Annotated in this window: 16 protein-coding genes, 1 tRNA gene and 2 pseudogenes; 11 read left to right on the top strand and 8 right to left on the bottom strand. The window is 69.0% G+C overall.

Going from position 1 to position 17,034, the window contains the following annotated elements:
- Positions 1 to 3: 3 nt before the first annotated feature.
- Positions 4 to 324, bottom strand: coding sequence for a WhiB family transcriptional regulator (locus GA0070608_RS11275; RefSeq protein WP_089003040.1), 321 nt, complete (start codon positions 322 to 324; stop codon positions 4 to 6).
- 405 nt (positions 325 to 729) lie between these two features.
- Here GA0070608_RS11275 and GA0070608_RS11270 point away from each other — a divergent pair, with 405 nt between their 5' ends.
- A complete protein-coding gene (locus GA0070608_RS11270) occupies positions 730 to 3,153 on the top strand; it encodes a penicillin-binding protein (protein WP_091626366.1) in 2,424 nt (807 codons plus the stop codon).
- Positions 3,154 to 3,233: 80 nt separating this feature from the next.
- On the opposite strand, the gene GA0070608_RS11265 is transcribed toward GA0070608_RS11270, so the two are convergent.
- Positions 3,234 to 3,689, bottom strand: a complete 456-nt coding sequence (locus tag GA0070608_RS11265; protein WP_091626363.1) for a GatB/YqeY domain-containing protein — start codon at positions 3,687 to 3,689, stop codon at positions 3,234 to 3,236.
- Positions 3,690 to 3,714: 25 nt separating this feature from the next.
- Between GA0070608_RS11265 and GA0070608_RS11260 the strand changes: the two genes are divergently transcribed.
- The 7 genes and pseudogenes from GA0070608_RS11260 to GA0070608_RS11235 all read left to right on the top strand — a co-directional run.
- A complete protein-coding gene (locus tag GA0070608_RS11260; protein ID WP_091626360.1) occupies positions 3,715 to 4,608 on the top strand; it encodes a metallophosphoesterase in 894 nt (297 codons plus the stop codon).
- A 160-nt stretch (positions 4,609 to 4,768) separates the two neighbouring features.
- A tRNA-Pro gene (locus GA0070608_RS11255) sits at positions 4,769 to 4,845 on the top strand.
- A gap of 2,209 nt (positions 4,846 to 7,054) precedes the next feature.
- Positions 7,055 to 7,706: pseudogene (locus GA0070608_RS11250) on the top strand (transposase).
- Positions 7,707 to 7,724: 18 nt separating this feature from the next.
- Positions 7,725 to 7,973, top strand: a complete 249-nt coding sequence (locus tag GA0070608_RS11245; RefSeq protein WP_141719447.1) for a hypothetical protein — start codon at positions 7,725 to 7,727, stop codon at positions 7,971 to 7,973.
- 274 nt (positions 7,974 to 8,247) lie between these two features.
- Positions 8,248 to 9,414, top strand: coding sequence for a helix-turn-helix domain-containing protein (locus GA0070608_RS11240; protein WP_141719446.1), 1,167 nt, complete (start codon positions 8,248 to 8,250; stop codon positions 9,412 to 9,414).
- A 192-nt stretch (positions 9,415 to 9,606) separates the two neighbouring features.
- A complete protein-coding gene (locus GA0070608_RS32585; protein ID WP_176733693.1) occupies positions 9,607 to 9,771 on the top strand; it encodes a hypothetical protein in 165 nt (54 codons plus the stop codon).
- A pseudogene (locus GA0070608_RS11235) lies at positions 9,758 to 9,907 on the top strand (helix-turn-helix domain-containing protein); the annotation flags it as partial. The gene GA0070608_RS32585 and the pseudogene GA0070608_RS11235, both read left to right, overlap by 14 nt.
- A 43-nt stretch (positions 9,908 to 9,950) precedes the next feature.
- Here GA0070608_RS11235 and GA0070608_RS11230 read toward each other — a convergent pair.
- Both GA0070608_RS11230 and GA0070608_RS11225 read right to left on the bottom strand, forming a co-directional pair.
- The gene (locus GA0070608_RS11230) at positions 9,951 to 10,229 is read right to left on the bottom strand and encodes a hypothetical protein (RefSeq protein ID WP_091626353.1); all 279 of its coding nucleotides are present in this window, start codon (positions 10,227 to 10,229) and stop codon (positions 9,951 to 9,953) included.
- A gap of 205 nt (positions 10,230 to 10,434) precedes the next feature.
- The gene (locus tag GA0070608_RS11225; protein WP_091626350.1) at positions 10,435 to 10,641 is read right to left on the bottom strand and encodes a hypothetical protein; all 207 of its coding nucleotides are present in this window, start codon (positions 10,639 to 10,641) and stop codon (positions 10,435 to 10,437) included.
- 200 nt (positions 10,642 to 10,841) lie between these two features.
- Here GA0070608_RS11225 and GA0070608_RS11220 point away from each other — a divergent pair, with 200 nt between their 5' ends.
- The gene (locus GA0070608_RS11220; protein ID WP_091626347.1) at positions 10,842 to 11,228 is read left to right on the top strand and encodes a LysR family transcriptional regulator; all 387 of its coding nucleotides are present in this window, start codon (positions 10,842 to 10,844) and stop codon (positions 11,226 to 11,228) included.
- A gap of 33 nt (positions 11,229 to 11,261) precedes the next feature.
- Here GA0070608_RS11220 and GA0070608_RS11215 read toward each other — a convergent pair whose 3' ends face one another.
- Positions 11,262 to 12,530: a cytochrome P450 gene (locus tag GA0070608_RS11215; protein WP_091626344.1), complete on the bottom strand. Its 1,269-nt coding sequence runs from the start codon at positions 12,528 to 12,530 to the stop codon at positions 11,262 to 11,264.
- A gap of 293 nt (positions 12,531 to 12,823) precedes the next feature.
- The gene (locus GA0070608_RS11210) at positions 12,824 to 13,297 is read right to left on the bottom strand and encodes a hypothetical protein (RefSeq protein WP_091626339.1); all 474 of its coding nucleotides are present in this window, start codon (positions 13,295 to 13,297) and stop codon (positions 12,824 to 12,826) included.
- Positions 13,298 to 13,430: 133 nt separating this feature from the next.
- Between GA0070608_RS11210 and GA0070608_RS11205 the strand changes: the two genes are divergently transcribed.
- Entirely contained in the window at positions 13,431 to 14,714 is a 1,284-nt protein-coding gene (locus GA0070608_RS11205) for an MFS transporter (protein WP_091626335.1), read from the top strand.
- A gap of 108 nt (positions 14,715 to 14,822) precedes the next feature.
- Positions 14,823 to 15,449, top strand: a complete 627-nt coding sequence (locus GA0070608_RS11200) for a hypothetical protein (protein WP_091626331.1) — start codon at positions 14,823 to 14,825, stop codon at positions 15,447 to 15,449.
- A gap of 37 nt (positions 15,450 to 15,486) precedes the next feature.
- On the opposite strand, the gene GA0070608_RS11195 is transcribed toward GA0070608_RS11200, so the two are convergent.
- Both GA0070608_RS11195 and GA0070608_RS11190 read right to left on the bottom strand, forming a co-directional pair.
- Positions 15,487 to 16,119, bottom strand: coding sequence for a histone deacetylase (locus GA0070608_RS11195; RefSeq protein WP_245715771.1), 633 nt, complete (start codon positions 16,117 to 16,119; stop codon positions 15,487 to 15,489).
- Between the two features lie 23 nt (positions 16,120 to 16,142).
- Entirely contained in the window at positions 16,143 to 16,922 is a 780-nt protein-coding gene (locus tag GA0070608_RS11190; protein ID WP_091626326.1) for a phosphodiesterase, read from the bottom strand.
- Between the last annotated feature and the right edge of the window lie 112 nt (positions 16,923 to 17,034).

The raw sequence follows: 17,034 nt of genomic DNA, 5'->3' as shown, positions 1-17,034 counted from the left end.
CGCTCAGCCGGCCGTGGTGACGAGGATCTTGTCCTTGCCGGCCTTGTCCTTGGCGTTCTTCTTCATCGCGGCCTCGAACATCTTGCGCCAGCTCGCCACCTGCGGGTGACGGCGCAACAGCGCGCGGCGTTCGCGTTCGGTCATGCCGCCCCACACGCCGAACTCGATCCGGTTGTCCAGCGCGTCGGCCAGGCACTCGTACCGAACTGGGCAGCTCCGGCAGATCCGCTTCGCCACGTTCTGTTCGGCACCCTGTACGAACAACGCGTCCGGGTCCCCGTTCTGACACGCCGCCAGCGACGGCCAGTCAGTGATCATGCCCATCTGTACACGTCCCCCCTTGCAGTACCTACCGACCCCGTCGCGGACCAGCCGGCAATTCCCCCCGATCGCCCGGCCTGCCTTCCCCAAGGCGGCACGGACGACATGTGGCGCTGTCGCCGCCACCATCATGCTCTGTAGTCGACTGATTACGCAACGTTGTCGGCGAAATCCATCATTCCGGACACTCCCGGCTTCCCGGGCTTTGCGACCGCCGGTTACCCCGTCGAAGTCCGCGAAAACGCTGCGGGCCCCCTCTTGCAGGAGGGAGACTCGGCGGCGGATTCACGCAACCACGCACCGGGGGTCGTGCGTTTAGCACAACGAGGTCGGCGCGCGCAGGAAATGGGGAAAGAACGCCCCAGCGCCCCTCGTTCCCTACTCGCGTACCCTGTCGAGGTGACCTGGATGCGGAAACGTGACCACAATGTCTTTACCAACGCCGCATCGCTACTCATCTGTGGCCTACTGGCCGGTGTGGTGGTCGCGGCGGCGGCCTTCCCCGCGGTGGCGATGTCCGGGCTGGCCGCGAAGGCCGGTGCTGAGACCTTCGGCGCACTGCCCAAGGAGCTGACCGTGGCCCGCGCGCCGCAGATCAGCTACCTGTACGCCTCCGACGGCAAGACCCCGCTGGCGACCATGTACGACGAGAACCGTCGCGACGTGAAGCTCAAGGACATCGCGCCGATCATGCAGAAGGCGATCGTCGCCGCCGAGGACCACGACTTCTACAAGCACAACGGCGTGGACCTGAACGGCATCGCCCGGGCCTTCGTCAACAACCAGTCGAACGCGGCCAGCCAGCAGGGCGCCTCGACGCTGACCATGCAGTACGTCCGGCTCGCCATCGCCTACTCGGCGAGCCACCCGGCGGACGTGGTCGCGGCCACCGAGGACACCAGCGCCCGCAAGCTACGCGAGATGCGCTACGCCATCCAGATCGACAAGGAGCTCTCCAAGGACGAGATCCTGGAGCGCTACCTGAACATCGCCGCGTTCGGCAACGGCGCGTACGGCATCTACGCCGCCAGCCAGGTCTACTTCAACAAGCCGCCGAGCAAGCTCAAGATCGAGGAAGCGGCCATGCTCGCCGGCATGGTGAAGGCGCCGAGCAGCAACGACCCGACCCGACCGAGCGGCTACAAGGCGGCGGTCGACCGGCGCGACTACGTCATCGAGAACATGGTCGAGACCGGCGCCATCACCCGCCAGGAGGCGGACGCGGCGAAGGCCGTCAAGCTCACGGTCACCGGCAAGCGGGCCCCCAACGGCTGCGTCTCGGCCAACGAGAAGGGCTGGGGCTTCTTCTGCGACTACTTCTACCGCTGGTGGATGCAGCAGGAGGCGTTCGGCTCGACCTCGTACGACCGGGAGCGGCGGCTGAAGAGCGGCGGCTACAGCGTGGTCACCACGCTCGACCCGCAGGCCCAGCGGGGCGCCGACAAGGCCGTCCGCAAGGCCAAGAAGGAGTCCGCCAAGGAAGCCGCCATGGTGGCGGTGGTCGAGCCGGGCACCGGCTACGTGCGGGCGCTGGCGGTGAACCGCACCTTCAAGCTCGACGACCCGAAGAAGCCGGTCAACAAGCCACACAGCGACCCGAAGCTGAAGAAGAAGAAGCGGCTCGGCAACTATCCGAACACCGTGAACCCGCTGCTCACCGGCGGCGACGGCCTCACCGGCTACCAGGCCGGCTCGGTCTTCAAGATCTTCACCATCGTGGCCGCGCTGGAGAAGGGCATCCCGCTCGGCTACACGATCAACGCACCGCAGCAGTTCAAGTCGGAGTACAGGATCCAGCCCGGGAAGGCCGCCTGCCCGGGCACCAACCTGTACTGCCCGACCAACTCCAACATGAAGGCCGGCGGCGTACAGAACATGTGGAGCGCCTTCGCGCAGTCGGTCAACACGTACTTCGTGCCGCTCCAGCAGCAGGTCGGCGCGGAGAACGTGGTCGACGCGGCCAAGCGGCTCGGCATCCAGTTCCGCACCAGCGAGGACCTCCGGCTGAGCGGCACCAAGGACGCCGCACACGACTGGGGCGCCTTCACCCTCGGCGTCTCGCAGACCACCCCGCTGGACCTGGCCAACGCCTACGCCACCCTGGCGGCGGACGGCAAGTACTGCGAGCCCATCCCGGTGCAGTCGATCAAGGACCCGGAGGGCAAGAAGCTCGACATCGCCAACCCGCGCTGCGAGAAGCGGGTCAGCACCGAGGTGGCCCGCGCCGCCGTCGACGCCGCCCGCTGCCCGGTCGGTGACAACTCCTCCACCAGCAAGTGCGGCGGCAGCCGTACGGCCGGGAACGTCCGGGGCATCGTCGACGCGCCGGTGGCCGGCAAGTCCGGCACCACCGACTCGGAGAAGACCGCCTCCCTGGTCGCGATGACCAAGCAGTACGCGGTGGCCGGCATCATGGCCGACCCGGACTGGCCGCAGACCAACGTCAAGATGAAGCACAAGGAGCGCGACGGCATCAACCCGCCGGTCTACGAGACGCTGCGCGACGCCATGAAGGGCAAGCCGAGGATCAACTTCACGCCCCCGGGCCAGAAGATCTCCGAGGGCGACCAGCGCCGGATCCCCGTCGTGAAGTGCCTGGACCCGCAGCAGGCGAAGTCGCGGATCAAGGCGGAGGGCTTCGACGCGATCATCTCCGACGTCCAGGTCCCGTCGAGCTGCCCTGCCGGTAAGGCCGCCGGCACCAGCCCCGACGGCCGGACCATCAAGGGCGGCGTGGTGACCATCCAGATCAGCGCCGGCGGCGGCGAACCGGGTGGCCCGGGTAGTCCGCCGACCAACCCCGGCCGACCACCCAGCCGCCCCGGCGGCTGAGCCAGCCGGACAACCGGACGGGCGGGCACCCCCTCGTGGGGTGCCCGCCCGTTTCGCGTACGTGGGTCGGTGCGGTTCGGTCAGAGGCCGAGCTGCCGGCGTACCTCGGCGGCGACCCGGCCACCCTCGGCCCGGCCGGCCACCGCCGCCTGGGCCGCCTTCATGGCCGGGCCCATCTGCGCCTTGCCGGTGAAGCCGCCCGCGGCGAGCGCCCCCGCGACCAGCTCGGTCAGCTCGGCGTCGGGGAGCTGCTTCGGCAGGTAGCGCTCCAACACCTCACCCTCGGCGACCTCCTTGGCGGCCTGCTCGGTGCGGCCGGCGTCACCGAACGCGGTGGCGGCCTCCCGGCGCTTCTTCGCCTCCCGGGTCAGCACCGCGAGCACCTCGTCGTCGGTGAGCTCGCGCTTGGCCTTGCCGGCGACCTCGGCGGTGCCGACGGCGGCGAGCGCCATCCGCAGCGTGGAGGTGGTCAGCTCGTCGCGGCCCTTGAGTGCGGCGCGCATGTCGGCGGTCAGACGGTCCTTCAGCGTGCTCATGGACGGTGAAACTACCCTGAACGCCATGCGAAAGCGCACACTATTCCGGCTCGCGGCCGGAACCGCCGCCCTCGGCGCGGCGACTCTGGCGTACGCGTCACTCGTCGAGCGCAACATGTTCACCCTGCGGCGGTACGACGTGCCGGTGCTGCCGGCCGACGCCGAGCCGCTGCGGATCCTGCACCTGTCGGACCTGCACATGATGCCCGACCAGGGGCGCAAGCAGCGCTGGGTGGCGTCGCTGGCCGCGCTCGACCCCGACCTGGTCGTGGTCACCGGGGACAACATGGCGCACCCAGACGCCGTGCCCGGCGTGCTGCGCGCTCTCCAGCCGCTGCTCGACCTCCCCGGGGCCTTCGTCTTCGGCTCCAACGACTACACCGGGCCGGTCCTGAAGAACCCGTTCAGCTACTTCCTGCCCGACCGGGAGTACACCGAGGGCGTCGAACTGCCGCACGAGGAGCTGCGCGACGTCCTCGTCAGCGCCGGCTGGACGGATCTGAACAACGCCCGCACCACCGTCAAGGCCGGCGGCCGGGTCGTCGAGCTGCTCGGGGTGGACGACCCGCACGTCGAACGGGACGACTACGACTCCGTGGCCGGGCCGGTGTCGCCCTCCGCCGACCTGTCGATCGCGCTCACCCACTCCCCCGAGCCGGCCATCCTCGACCGGATGGCCGCCGACGGCTTCGGGCTGCTGCTCGCCGGGCACACCCACGGCGGTCAGGTCTGCGTACCGGGGGTCGGCGCGCTGGTCACCAACTGCGGCCTGCCCCGCTCCATGGCGCGCGGCCTGCACCGTTGGCCCGGGTCCGACTCCTGGCTGCACGTCTCCGCCGGGCTCGGCACCCACCCGACCGCGCCGGTCCGGTTCGCCTGCCCGCCGGAGGCGAGCGTGCTCACCCTGATCCCCCGCTGACCCGTACGCCTGGATCCGCCGGGGCCGCCAGCGCACGGCCTGGCGGCCCCGGCGACGGCTCCGGGCCAGGTCGGGGGAAGGACCCAGGAGGGCCGCTACGGCGGTGGGGGTACCGAGTTGGACCCCCGCGCAGGGTGGGCTACTATTTGTCGGCACGCCTCGGGGTGTGGCGCAGCTTGGTAGCGCGCTTCGTTCGGGACGAAGAGGTCGTCGGTTCGAATCCGGCCACCCCGACCAGAGGTAAGAACGAGTCAAGGCCCCTCCACGGAGGGGCCTTGACTCGTTTCAGGTGATCCATGCTCGCCCGGAGGCGGCAAAGGACGCGAGCGCGTTGCGATCCCGGTCACGAGTCGAATGCGTGTAGCGGTCCACGAAGATTAGATCTCCGGCACCCGCCTCGCAGTCGTCACGTGCCCGAACACTTTCTCCGCCACGCGCATTCCCTCGGAGCCCGGCGACTCGCCCCCTCAGGCCAGTGCCAGCGGCGACGGCGACTCAGGTCTGGCGCCAGTCGTCCGTAACTCCGGCAAGCGCACCAGCAGGCGTTGATAGCCCTCGCCTGCCGCCGCGCTCGACGCGCTGCGGGCACTGCTGCGAGACAGCTGAACGGCCAACCGGAACTACGCGACGAGCACGGCGGCCTGAACCACATCTTCGCTGGCACGAGTAGTGGCGCCGCCTCCGCGAGCGGAACGGGTGCAGCACCACTGACGTAGCCACCAGACGCACCCACCGGCCCCGCCCCATGCCCAGGGCTGGCAGTCGAATCAAGCCCAACAGGCCCGCCCTTGACAACGGCCATTGAAACTCGGCCAGTAGGGCGGTCACCCTGGTCCTGCCCCGCTCCACGATGTCCGGGCCGGCAGACGGGAGGACAAAAGCAAGCAGGATCGTACGGAAACTAACACCATGATTGCGTGCGTTTTGAAGGCTGCTAGCAGGTGGGCGAATCCATAATTCGAATTTTGTCTACCGTCCAGAAGCCTGTGGGAGTTGCCGAGTTGTTGACGTACGTGCTGGGGGCAAGGCAGTAAGTGTAGCCATTACTAAAATGCAGCAGCGCCCCATCGTCGTTCCGAGAATTGTATACGTAGTAGGCACCGTAAGCGCCGGAGCTTAGGTTCTGGTAGCCGCTGGTGATGTCCTGATACGCGGCAGTCCAGTCCCTTGCGTTCCAATTAGCCTGAGTCTTGTAGAAGCAGACTTGCGGATATCCGCAACCGTAGGCAGTGCCGGCGGGTCCGACGTCAGTTGCAATCGCCGGTGAACTGGTACTGATTGCTGACAGGGCTGCAAAAGCAGCGGTCAATCCGACGACGAGAAACCTCTTCGCGCCCATAATCTCGGCGTACCCCTTCCTATGGAAGCTGCTGACCTACCCAAGGTAATCAAAGGAAATCAGCCAGTAAAGGCGTAAACACTAGAGAGGCTTTGATCACAATCTATTGACATTGCCGCCGCTTTGGACGTCACGGGGGGCTATCGTGCAGCCACTGCATCCTGGCAGCAGGCTGGCCAGCGGAGGCGAGTACAGCCTGTGCTGGCCGCCGGGGCGAGCAGGCGAGCATGCGTCAACCGACGTCGGCAACGAGTCCCTTCGTCTATGCATTACGGCCAGCCAACAGCCACTCTTGCACTCAACCGTCGACAGCAGCCCGGCTAGCAACGACCGCTGCGGTCAGGCGATGGACGGGCGTGCACCGCTGTGGACGACTACCGCTGATCGAGAGGGCTGCTGCCACAGTTGGCAAAATACATCGGTTCTTTCGAGACGAAGGAGTCAGGCCCCGCCAGGCAGCGGCCTGACATCCATAGGAGCATCGAGATGGCGCAGCTCGGGAGCTGTTGCCAACATAGTTCGACGAGTGAACAACGACTTGCACCGGCACCGGCATCCAAACAGCGGAAGCGCCGACCCACATGCAGGGAGGGTGCCAGTGGATAGCTTCAGCGAAGGTCGACGATTGACCCTAGTAGCCTCAATAGCTTTCTCCGATGAAACGCTGCGGAGATTGCCCCTAAAGGACGCGTTCTGGCTACTTTGTGGTCGCGCCCGACAGCAGGCGAAGAGTGGTCGCCTATCTTCTAGTCCGAGTATCGTTCTGACCCAATCGGGATTCCAGGACAGCTCTGCTGCCACAAGCACGATCGCCCTACCGCCCCGTCAGTGCCGAGGCCAGCCGCTTTTTTCGCCTTGGCACCAGGCCGATGAGGCAGCGAGAAGGCAGCGCAACCTTCGGTTGAGGTTGGTCTTTGATGCTAAGGAACGAGGGATACTCCTAATACTCCAGCAGGAGATCCGTTCTGGCCTGCTATGACGGTGTGGTTTTGTCCGTGGTCAGCAAGCAGCCACCGCTGAGTCTCGTGGTTGTGTGGACCCAAGATGCGGCGGTGGCTGCCGCCTACAGAGCAGACGCTCAGCGTGTCTGAGCTGTTCAACGAGCTGATGGAAACGATCGAGGCACGCTTCGCCCGGCCCGAACCACGACGCCGGGTCCGCAATTTCGTCGCTGGTCTCCTTGCTCCGTTGCCGGTCAAGAACTGCTGGACGATCGCTGCGCACGCCGGCGATGACGGCCCCGGTGGGATGCAGGATCTAATCGGCCGAGCCAGCTGGGACGACGCGCTTGTCCGTGCCGACGTGCGGGACTTCGTGGCGGTCCATCTCGGGCACCCGGACGGGGTGTTGCTGGTCGACGAGACGGGCGATCTGAAGAAAGGCACCCACACCGTCGGCGTGCAGCGGCAGTACTCCGCGACCGCCCGGGCGCTGGAGCATTGAAGAATCGTTCCAGGCCGCCAAGACCGGTCTCGGCCTGGATCAGCATCAACACCGCCGCTGGAAAGCCTGTCACCGCTGGACCACCCTGGTCATCGCCGCTCACGCATTCCTCGCCGCAGCCACCGCGGCCAGCAGCGTAAGCCCCGACGACCTGATCGCGATCACCGTCAACGAACTCCGCCGCCTGTTCCACGCCCTGGTCATCGATCCTGTCCGACGCGTCGCCGACGTCATCACCTGGTCCATCTACCGACGACGGCATCAAGCAAGCGCCAGAAGCAGTCACTACGCCCGGCAGGCCCTCGCCGAACCCTGACGGGCCCACCATCATCTGATGCAGCATGATGAAGAGATGGCCGCCGAGGACGCCACCCCAGATCGCCTGACCGACGCGGAGATTCACCAACTCGCCAGGCTGCTCACACGCTACGCGGCCCAAGAGTTGGACCAGTTCGAGCATTGGTGTGTCGAATCGCCGTATGGCCCGGTGTTCATCGACATCAGCCGACGATGCGCTCCAGGCACCGAAGACGCGTACCACGTCCTCTGGCCACTACCCGATCAACCCCACGACCCGCACTAATCTCGCTTGAAACCGCGAGACCACGGCGCCTGCAACCAGACCACCGAGCGATCTCCTGCTGGAGTACTAAACGAGGATGCTGGCCGGTGCGGTTCAGCACCGGTCGACAACGTGAGTCCGCATTCTCCCTGCTGGATTCCAGTCCTCGCCGGAGGATGTGCCCTGCTAAGTCCGCAGTGGCAGCCATTACGTTCTATCGACCCGAGTTGTACCGTCGGTAGTGGTTGCCGCTGACGAGAGCTGGCCTCCTCCTTCCTGCCCTGGGAGCGTCGTTGTGTCGTACGTCGATCCGCGTTTCGGGGCTCGGTTACGGGCTCTGCGTGCCGACCGGGGTCTGTCTCTGCGGGCGCTCGGGCAGCTCGCGCACCGGGGAAAGAGTCACCTGCATGATCTGGAGACCTGTGCCAAGGCTCCGACGCCCGAGACGGCCCGGCATCTTGATGACGTTCTTCAGGCTGGCGGTGCACTCGCGCGGCTCGTTGGTCAGCGTGTCGACCATGACGATGAAGCCGACGATCTGCTTGCTCGGGTGCGTGCCAGCGACGTGAGCGCCGAGACGCTCACCCGAATCGAGGCGAGCGTTGACGACCTCGCCAGCGCGTACGCGACCACCCGGCCGGTGGACCTGCTTCCGATGGTGTGGAAGCACTTGGCGTATGTGGGCCGCCTGCTGGACGGTCGGGGGACTCTGGCACAGCGGCGGCGTCTGATCGTTGCCGGTGGCTGGTTGACCGTGCTGCGTGCGACGGTGCACATCGACCTTCAGCAGCGTTCCGCCGCCGGCGCGCACCTGGTCGCCGCTGCCAAGCTTGCCGAACATGCGGAGCATACGGAGATTCAGGCGTGGTGCCTGGAGACCCATGCGTGGGACCGACTCACCCAGGGTGAGCACCGACAGGCGATCGACCTGTCTCAGCAGGCCCAGCGGGTGGCACCTCGGGGAAGCTCTGCGCACATCCAGGCGACGGCCCAGGAGGCGCGGGGGTGGGCGCGGGTGGGTGACGTGCGGCGGACCCGTGACGCGCTGGACCGCCTGGAACGGCTGACCGCGAACCTGCCCGTGCCGGAGCGGGCCGAGCATCATTACCGGTACGACCCGACGAAGGCGCTGGCATACACGGCGACGACGCTGTCGTGGGCGGGTGACCCGGCTGCCGGGCAGGTGGCCCGGGTTGCGTTGGCGGAGTTGGACCCGCGCGGTGACGGGGGTGACCGGCCACGACGGTCCGCTTCTGCCCGCCTTGACCTGGCCTTGGCGTTGGTGGCCGCCGGCCAGCCTGACGAGGCCAGCACGGTCGCCGCTGAGGCGATCCGTTCCGGGCGGGTGGCGTCGTCGAACTGGTGGCGAGCGCGTGAGGTGGTCCGGCGGGTCGAGCAGACCGACGCGGGAGAGGCGTCGGTGCTGCGCGAGGTGTACAGGGCGTACCGGCCCGTCGGCTGACAGCGGACAGCCGACCCGGCCAGCGAACACCCAATCCCTTTGTGTAACCGGCCGATCGCTCAATGCTGTGATCGAGAGCGGGATCGGCGCGAACAGACCCAGTAACGGAGCCGCGACCCGCTCGGAGCCGGGCGCGGCAAATGTCGGTCCTTCCACGAGCACACCGTCGCGCCCCTACCAGCGGAGGCGGAGATGGGCGACACCGGTCCGGTCGAGGGCAGAGGCGAGCAGATCCAGCAGGCGGAACGGGAAGCCGCCAAACGACGGATCCTGGCGCTGGCCGAGGAGGAACGGATACCCGCCGAGGAGACCACCCGGGCCGTGACCGACCGGCGGTGGCGTCATGGACAGCAGTGACCTGTTGCCGGTCGGCCGGCGGGTGGCGTACTGGCGGCGGCGGCGCAAGTTGTCGCAGCAGGTGTTCGCCGACCGGATCGGCAAGTCCAAGAGCTGGGTCGACAAGGTCGAGCGCGGCGTCCGGTCCCTGGAAAGGACGACACCCGAGCCAACCGCCTCGCCGGCAGTTCGGGAAGAGGTCACGTGACGAAGGTGCCGTCCGGACCCATGATTTCGTCTCGAACCAGCGGTGTTGACGCCGACAAGCCGCCGTCGTCCACGGCGACCCACAGGCGGATCCGACCCTCGCCGTCATCAACGGCGTAGCTGACCACGCTGTATCGCTTGCCGTCCTCGCCGACGACCAGGCGAACCTCCTTGTCGTCGAGCATCGCGCGCCACTCGTCATAGCCGCTGCGTCGCCATTCCGTCAGGCGTGCCTCGGCGAGCCGCGCGGCGGTCTCCTTGTCCAGCCCCACGCGCTCACTCTCTCACCCGGGTGGCTGGCAGCGGTGACAGCAACTGGCCACGACAGGAAAGCCACCGGGCACGGACAACCGTCCGAGATCGCGGACGCGGACGGCCCTCGCCAAACGAAGCCGCTGGAATTGACAAGCGAAGGGCCGAGGTCTCCAACCGAGTCAAGGAGCCCCGTCGTCGAGAGGGCGGCCCCGGGCTCTCGTGCTATTGAGGGATTTGACCGCTCCGCCACACCTCACCCTGCGCACCATGGCGCTCGGCCGCGTATCGCTCCCGGGCAGACGCCGCACCGCGCGCCGCAGCCGAATCCTCGTGCGAGGAGAGCCGCTTCCGGTCTCGCCAGCCGACGAGGAGGAACGCCGCGATCAACAGCACCACGAGCACTGCGATCGACACCACCACAGCCGTCATTCCATAGACCGTACGACATGTCCACCAGGATCCGGGACCGCCACGTCCCGGAGCGGTCGGGCGACGTCGAGTGCCAGCAGTTCCCGGCACATGGGGGGCTCATTCCTCCCGCGCTGACCCCGTCGCGATAGGACGAACAGGTGCCAGCTGCCGCCCTGTCCGACGACCTCTCGAAGAAGCGAAAGCGGAGGCGAGGAACGATGCCGCCATGCGGGTGCGCCACCTCGACGGCCGATCTGGGCATGACTCGATTACGGTCGTTCGTGCGCCTTGCCGAAGAGCTGCATTTCGGCCGGGCCGCCAAACTCCTGCACATCACCCAGCCGGCCCTGAGTCAGCAGATCGCCCGGTTGGAAAAGGACGTGGACACCGTACTGCTGCTCCGGGGCAACCGGGGCGTCTCCCTCACCCCCGCCGGGCGGGTCTTCCTGCGGGGAGCCCGCGCCGCCCTGCAACTGATGGACGAGACGACTCTCGCCGCACGGCAGCGCGCCTCGCGGGCGGAGAGCCGCCGACTGTGCACCACGTGTGGGCCCCGGCCGGACGAGCCGTACGACCTGCTGCTGCCGCTGACGTCCCGCCCGTGACGCCGGCGTGGCCGGCGCCAGGGCGGACGGTCGTCAGGAGGCGGTCGGCTCCGGCTCGGTGTCCAGTTCCACGGGCACCGCCAGCGGCACCCGGATGAAGTACGCCCGCCGGTACGGGACCGCGTGCCGCAGCGAGTGCGGAGTCTTCTCCCCGTCGGACGGGGACACCGCCAGTCGCAGGCGGGGCAGTCGGGTCAGCACCGCCCGGACCGCGATCTCGATCTCGAGGCGGGCCAGTTCGTTGCCGGGGCAGATGTGCGGCCCCAACCCGAACGCCAGGTGGTTGCGGTTGCCGAGCCGCTCCTCGGCCACCTCGTCGGGGTTCGGGTAGCGGTTCGGGTCCCGGTTGGCCGCACCGATGGAGAGCAGGACCGCGTCGCCCTTGGCGATGTCCTGCCCGGCCAGTTCGAAGTCCTCGGTCGCGAACCGACGCACGCCGGTGTGCACCGTGCCGTACAGGCGAAGGAACTCCTCCATCACGCTGGGCAGCCGGTCCGGGTCCTCGAAGACGTCGGCGAAGCGCTCCCGGTCGGCGAGCAGGGCGAGCAGCGTGCCGGCGATCATGCCGACCGAGGTGTCGTACCCACCGACCAGCATCACCGTGGTCAGGCTCAGGATCTCCTGCGCGTCGTACGGCTTCCCCTCCTGGTCGCGGGCCGTCACCCAGTACGACAGCATGTCGTCGCCCGGGTTGCTGGTCTTGGCCTCGACCAGCTCGCCGAGGAAGCCGATCATTGCCGCGCCCGATTCCTTCTGCACCTTCGGGTCGAGGGCGAGCATGCCGTCGCCCCAGCGCTGGAAGTCCGCCCGCCGCTCCACCGGCACCCCGAGCATTTCCGCGATGACGATGAGCGGCAGGGGCAGGGCCAGGTCGGCCATCAGGTCGGCCTGGCCCGTCTCGGCGAGCTTCTTGGCGACGTGGTCGATCAGTTCGTCGGTGAGCGCGACGATCCGGGGCTCCAGCCGTTTGATGGACCGCGGCGCGAAGGCCTGGTTGAGGGCCCGGCGCAGCCGGGTGTGCTCCGGCGGGTCCTCCGTGACGACCGACTTGGCGAGGAACTGCGTCGGGCCAGCCGCGCGCTGGTAGCCCGGGCCGGCGTTGTCCAGCTTCCGGGAGAGTCGGGGGTCGCGCAGGCCCTGGCGTACCGCGTCGTGCTCGGTGACGAACCACGCCGGAATGCCCTGCGGGGTGACCACCTTGCGGACCGGGCATCCGCTGGCGTGCAGTTCGCGGTACTTGCCGTGCGGGTCGTCGAAGAAGGTGTCGAACACCGGGTCGGGTGCGGTCTGTTCGGCGGTCATGAGAGGGTCCCTTCACTCGCGTCTCAAGCGGGGTCATGCCGGCGTGGAACTCGTCGAACCCCGGGCTTCGACTCCATAGTGGACAGACGTGCCGCGGCATCCGGCCCGTCTCCTGACGATCACCACGATCTCCCGAGAGCGAAGAGCCGGCGACCCGCGCCGCGCCGGGTCACCGGCCGTGTCGACTCCAACTGCCCGGGCTTACGCAGAGAAGCCTAGGAAACACTCTCTGAATTCGGCCAATCACTAATTCTTATCGTTCCCGTCGGCGGAAGATCCGCTCAGTTCGCCGGTCAGTCCTGTCGCTCGGTGCGCGCGATCTCGGTGAACGCGGCGGTCAGGTAGCCGTCGAGAGGTCGGCCGGTGGCGGCGAGCAGGTCGGCGACGAGCAGTGGTGCGTGCCGCGCCACGGCGGGCGGGTCGGGTGGCGACTCGTCGCCGTCCGGGTCGTAGACGCCGAGGGCGCCCGCCAGCAGGACGAGCACCACGTGCGGGTCGACGTCGGGCCGCCACGGCGCGGCGCCGCGGACGCAGCCTTCGAGCACCTGACGGACGTCGTCGCCGTCCAGGCCGTCCGGGTGGGTCTCCTCCAGCAGCAGGCGGACCACCGCACCGAGCACCAGGCCGGACCGTTCGGCCGCGGCGAGCCGGGCAACCGCGCCGTCGTACGCCTCGGGTGCGTGCTCGCGCGCGGCGGCGACCGCGTCGGTGGCGGCGGTGGCGATCTCGCGGGCCGGTGCGGGCAGGTGTCGCCAGGTGGTGGTCATCCCGACCAGGATCGCAGAGGAGTACGACGCCTCGCCGACGCGCTCCGGGTGTGACCCCGGACACGGGGCAGGTGTGAAACTCGGGGACGAAAAACCCTCGCGCTGTGTCACACCCAGAGCACAGAATCGGGGGATGCTCAGTCGCGCCCTGCCCCGCCGTCCGGAAGCCCGGCGGATGCTCATCGGCACGCTGCTGTCGGCGATCGGGCGCGGTCTCACCCTGCCGTTCCTGTTCATCTACCTGACCGACGTCCGGGGCCTCACCGACGCCCGCGCCGGCCTGGTGATCGGCTGGTACGGCGTGGTCACCCTGGCGCTGTCGCCGATCGGCGGCGCGCTCATCGACCGGTTCGGCGCGCGCCGGATCCTGCTGTCGGGCCTGCTGATCGAGGCGGTCGGCACCGGGTCGCTGGCGCTGGTCGACTCGACCGCCTCGGCGTTCGGGGTGATGACGCTGGTCGCGATGGGCAGCTCCGTCATCTGGCCCGGGCAGAACACGATCCTCGCCTCGCTCACCGACGCCGACGAGCGGCAGCGGGTCTTCGGGCTGAACTTCGCCCTGCTCAACCTCGGCATCGGCGTCGGCGGCCTGACCTCCGGCGCGATCGTCGACACCGCCCGCGCGGTCACCTTCCAGACGATCTACGTGCTCGACGCGATCAGCTATCTGATGCCCGCGCTGATCCTGCTGACCCTGCCGCACGTGGGCCACCGGCTCACTGCCGGGCCGGCCGGGGAACGGACGTCGGCCGGCGGCTACCTCACCGTGCTGCGGGACCGCCCGTTCCGGCGGCTGGTCATCTTCGGCCTGGTCCTGACCACCTGCGGTTACGCGCAGATCGAGGTGGGCTTCACGGCGTACGCCATCCGGGTGGCCGAGGTGACGCCGCGCGTGGTCGCCTGGGCGCTGGCCGGCAACACGGTGATGATCGTGCTGTCGCAACTGCTGGTCCTGCGGCGGATGGAGGGGCGCAGCCGCACGGGAGGGCTGGCGGTCGTCGGCGGGGTGTTCGCCCTCGCCTGGCTGGTCCTGGGCGCCGGGGGCGTGGTCGGCCCGGGCAACGCGCTGGTCGCCGCCCTCTGTGTGGTGGCCTGCTCGGCGATCTTCGGCTTCGGCGAGACGCTGCTGTCTCCGGTGATGCCGGCGCTGACGAACGCGCTCGCCACGGACGCGCTGCGCGGCCGGTACAACGCCATGAGCTCGATGATCTTCGGCATCAGCGGGGTGATCGGCCCGGTCACGGCGGGTCCGCTGATGGGGGCGGCCAACGGCCAGATCTGGGTCGTGACGGTCGTCAGCGGTTGCCTGGTGGCCTCGCTCGTCGGGCTCTCCCTGCGCCGGCTGCTCACCCCGGCTCAGGACGGCCGCGAGCCGGCCATCCCGCCGGCCGCCGAACCGGCCCCCGCCAAAGCCTGAGCTGTCGCGGCAGCGGCGGCTCTGTCGGTGGGCTGGCGCCTCGGCGACCGATGACGCTGTTGACGGCCACTGATAGACCGGAGTGAGTGACGCGCCGGAGGAGGCAGGTTGTCTGAGGAGCAGAAGGGGCGGGCCCTGGAGGCAGCCCTGGCGGACGCGGCGGCGATCCGGGCAACGATCGAACGGAAGGCCAACCACAACCAGGCCCTCGTCGGGGTGAACCTGACCGCGGTGGCGGCGGTCGCCGGTTTCGTCCTCTCGGAGAAGGCGGACATCCGGATGTTCCTGCTCCTGCCGGTGCTCAGCACCGCCCTGGGGCTGAGCGTCGTCTCCCAGTACCGTGACATCCGCATCGCCGGGCAGTACCTCGATCAGGTGTTGCGGCCCACCATCGCCCGCTACACCGACGAGCCCGACCTCTTCGGCTGGGAGGCCTTCTACTGGCAGCGCAAGCATGACGGCCACGTGGCCCAGGCGCTCGCCATGGGGGTGATCTTCCCGGGGATCTCCGCCCTCGCCCTGGCGGTCACGCTCCCCGGCATCCGGGGGACCGGCGACAAGCTGGCCTGGGCCGTCGGCGCGGTCATGCTCCTGATCCTGCTCGGCGCCTGGTCGAACCGTCTCGGTGAGATGGTCCGCGCCCGCTGGGCACGATTCCGCGGCTCGGCCCGCCGCAGGACGGACGAGCCGGCCCGGCCCGACGGCGGCGGGTCCCGGACGCCGACGGTGATCTGACCACGGTCCGGCAGCGCGGACGCGGTCGCGGCGTGGCTCAGCCCGCAACGGCCTGACGCACCAGCGGCTCCAGCGCGTGCCGTTCCCATCCGCCGGCCACCCCCGGCCGGTCGCCCAGATAGGCGGCGATCCGGCCGGTGTCCCAGCCGTGCGACTCGCGCAGGCCACGGGCGATCATGCGGAGGTAGGCCGGGGCAGGAGCGCGCCACCGCACCTCGGACGCCGCCCACGGAGCGGTGAAGGTCAGCAGCGGGAGCCCGTCGAGCCGGCCGGGGCAGAGGAGGGTCTCGTACCGGCCGGGGCCGAGGGTGGCCCTCCCGGTGTCGACTGCCTCGGCGATCAGGCCGAGATCGGCGCCGGGCTCCCGGTACATCTCCTGGGCGGCCACGTCGGCGAACTGCCCGACGTCGAGCAGGTAGGCCCGGGCCGCCGCCTCGCCGGGAAGGGCCGGGTCGTAGAACGCCATCCCGCCGGTCCACGCCCGGGACTCGCCGGCGAAGTAGACGCCGCCGGGCAGCGACACCGGCACCGTACGCCTCGGGGGTCGCGGATCGCGGCAGCCCGGGTACGTCCGCAGTCCGCCGGGCGGGCAGCCCCCGGCCAGGTAGAAGCCGAGCCTGGCGGCGTGCATGTTCGACCCGTACGCGACATACCAGACCTCGCCCGGCACGGCCGGCGGGTCCCCGTGCGCGGTCAGAATCCGCAGGTCATGCCGGCGGCGTGGCTGACCTGCACCAGGTGCGTGGCACAGCCGTTCCCGGCGACCTGGTGCAGCAGGAAGCCGGTCGGCTCGGCGACCCAGCCGATCTGCTCGTCTGCGCTGGTGGTGAGCGAACTCTGCCGCCAGGTGCTCGGCGCGGTGGTGAGCACCGTGCCGGCGAAGGTCACCGTGACCGCGCGGTGGACGTGCCCGGCGATCACCCGGACGACGTGCGGATGCCGGGCGACCACCTCGGCGAGCTGGTCGCCGTCGGTGAGCCGAAGGTCGTCGACGGCCGGAATGCCGACCGGTGCCGGCGGGTGGTGCAGGCAGACCACCGCCGGGACCTCGGGCCGGCCGGCCAGCACCCCGTCCAGCCAGCCGAGCTGGTCCTCGCCGAGACAGCCGGCGCTGCTGCCCGGCATCAGGGAATCCAGCACCACGACCGTCGCCTCCGGATGGTCCACGTGGTAAAACGCCGAGAAACCGCCGCCGAGCCACAGCGTGCCGCCGAACGCGTCCAGCAGCGACTCCCGGTCGTCGTGGTTGCCGGCGACCAGGTGCACCGGCAGCGGGAACCGACCGATGATCTCGCGCAGCGTCGCGTACTCGTCGGGGCGGCCACGGTCGACCAAGTCGCCGGTGATGACCACGCAGTCGGGCCGGGGGTTCAGCGCCAGCACCCGACCGAGGGCGCGGTGCAGGCCGGCGGCCGGCTCGGCGGCGAGCACGCCGGTGGTCAGATGCGGATCACTGAGCTGGGCGATGAGCATCGGTGCCTCCACTCGACCGGGACCCCCACGCTATCGCCGCGAGCCCCGGCGTGCGGCCCGCCGAACCCACAGGCCCTGTCCACAGCCTGTGGATAGCACATGTGTACGAAGG

The sequence above is a fragment of the Micromonospora peucetia genome (assembly GCF_900091625.1).
Classification (GTDB): Bacteria; Actinomycetota; Actinomycetes; order Mycobacteriales; family Micromonosporaceae; genus Micromonospora; species Micromonospora peucetia.
The sequence above is the reverse complement of the archived record's forward strand: the minus strand, read 5'-3'. Positions and strand labels throughout refer to the sequence as shown.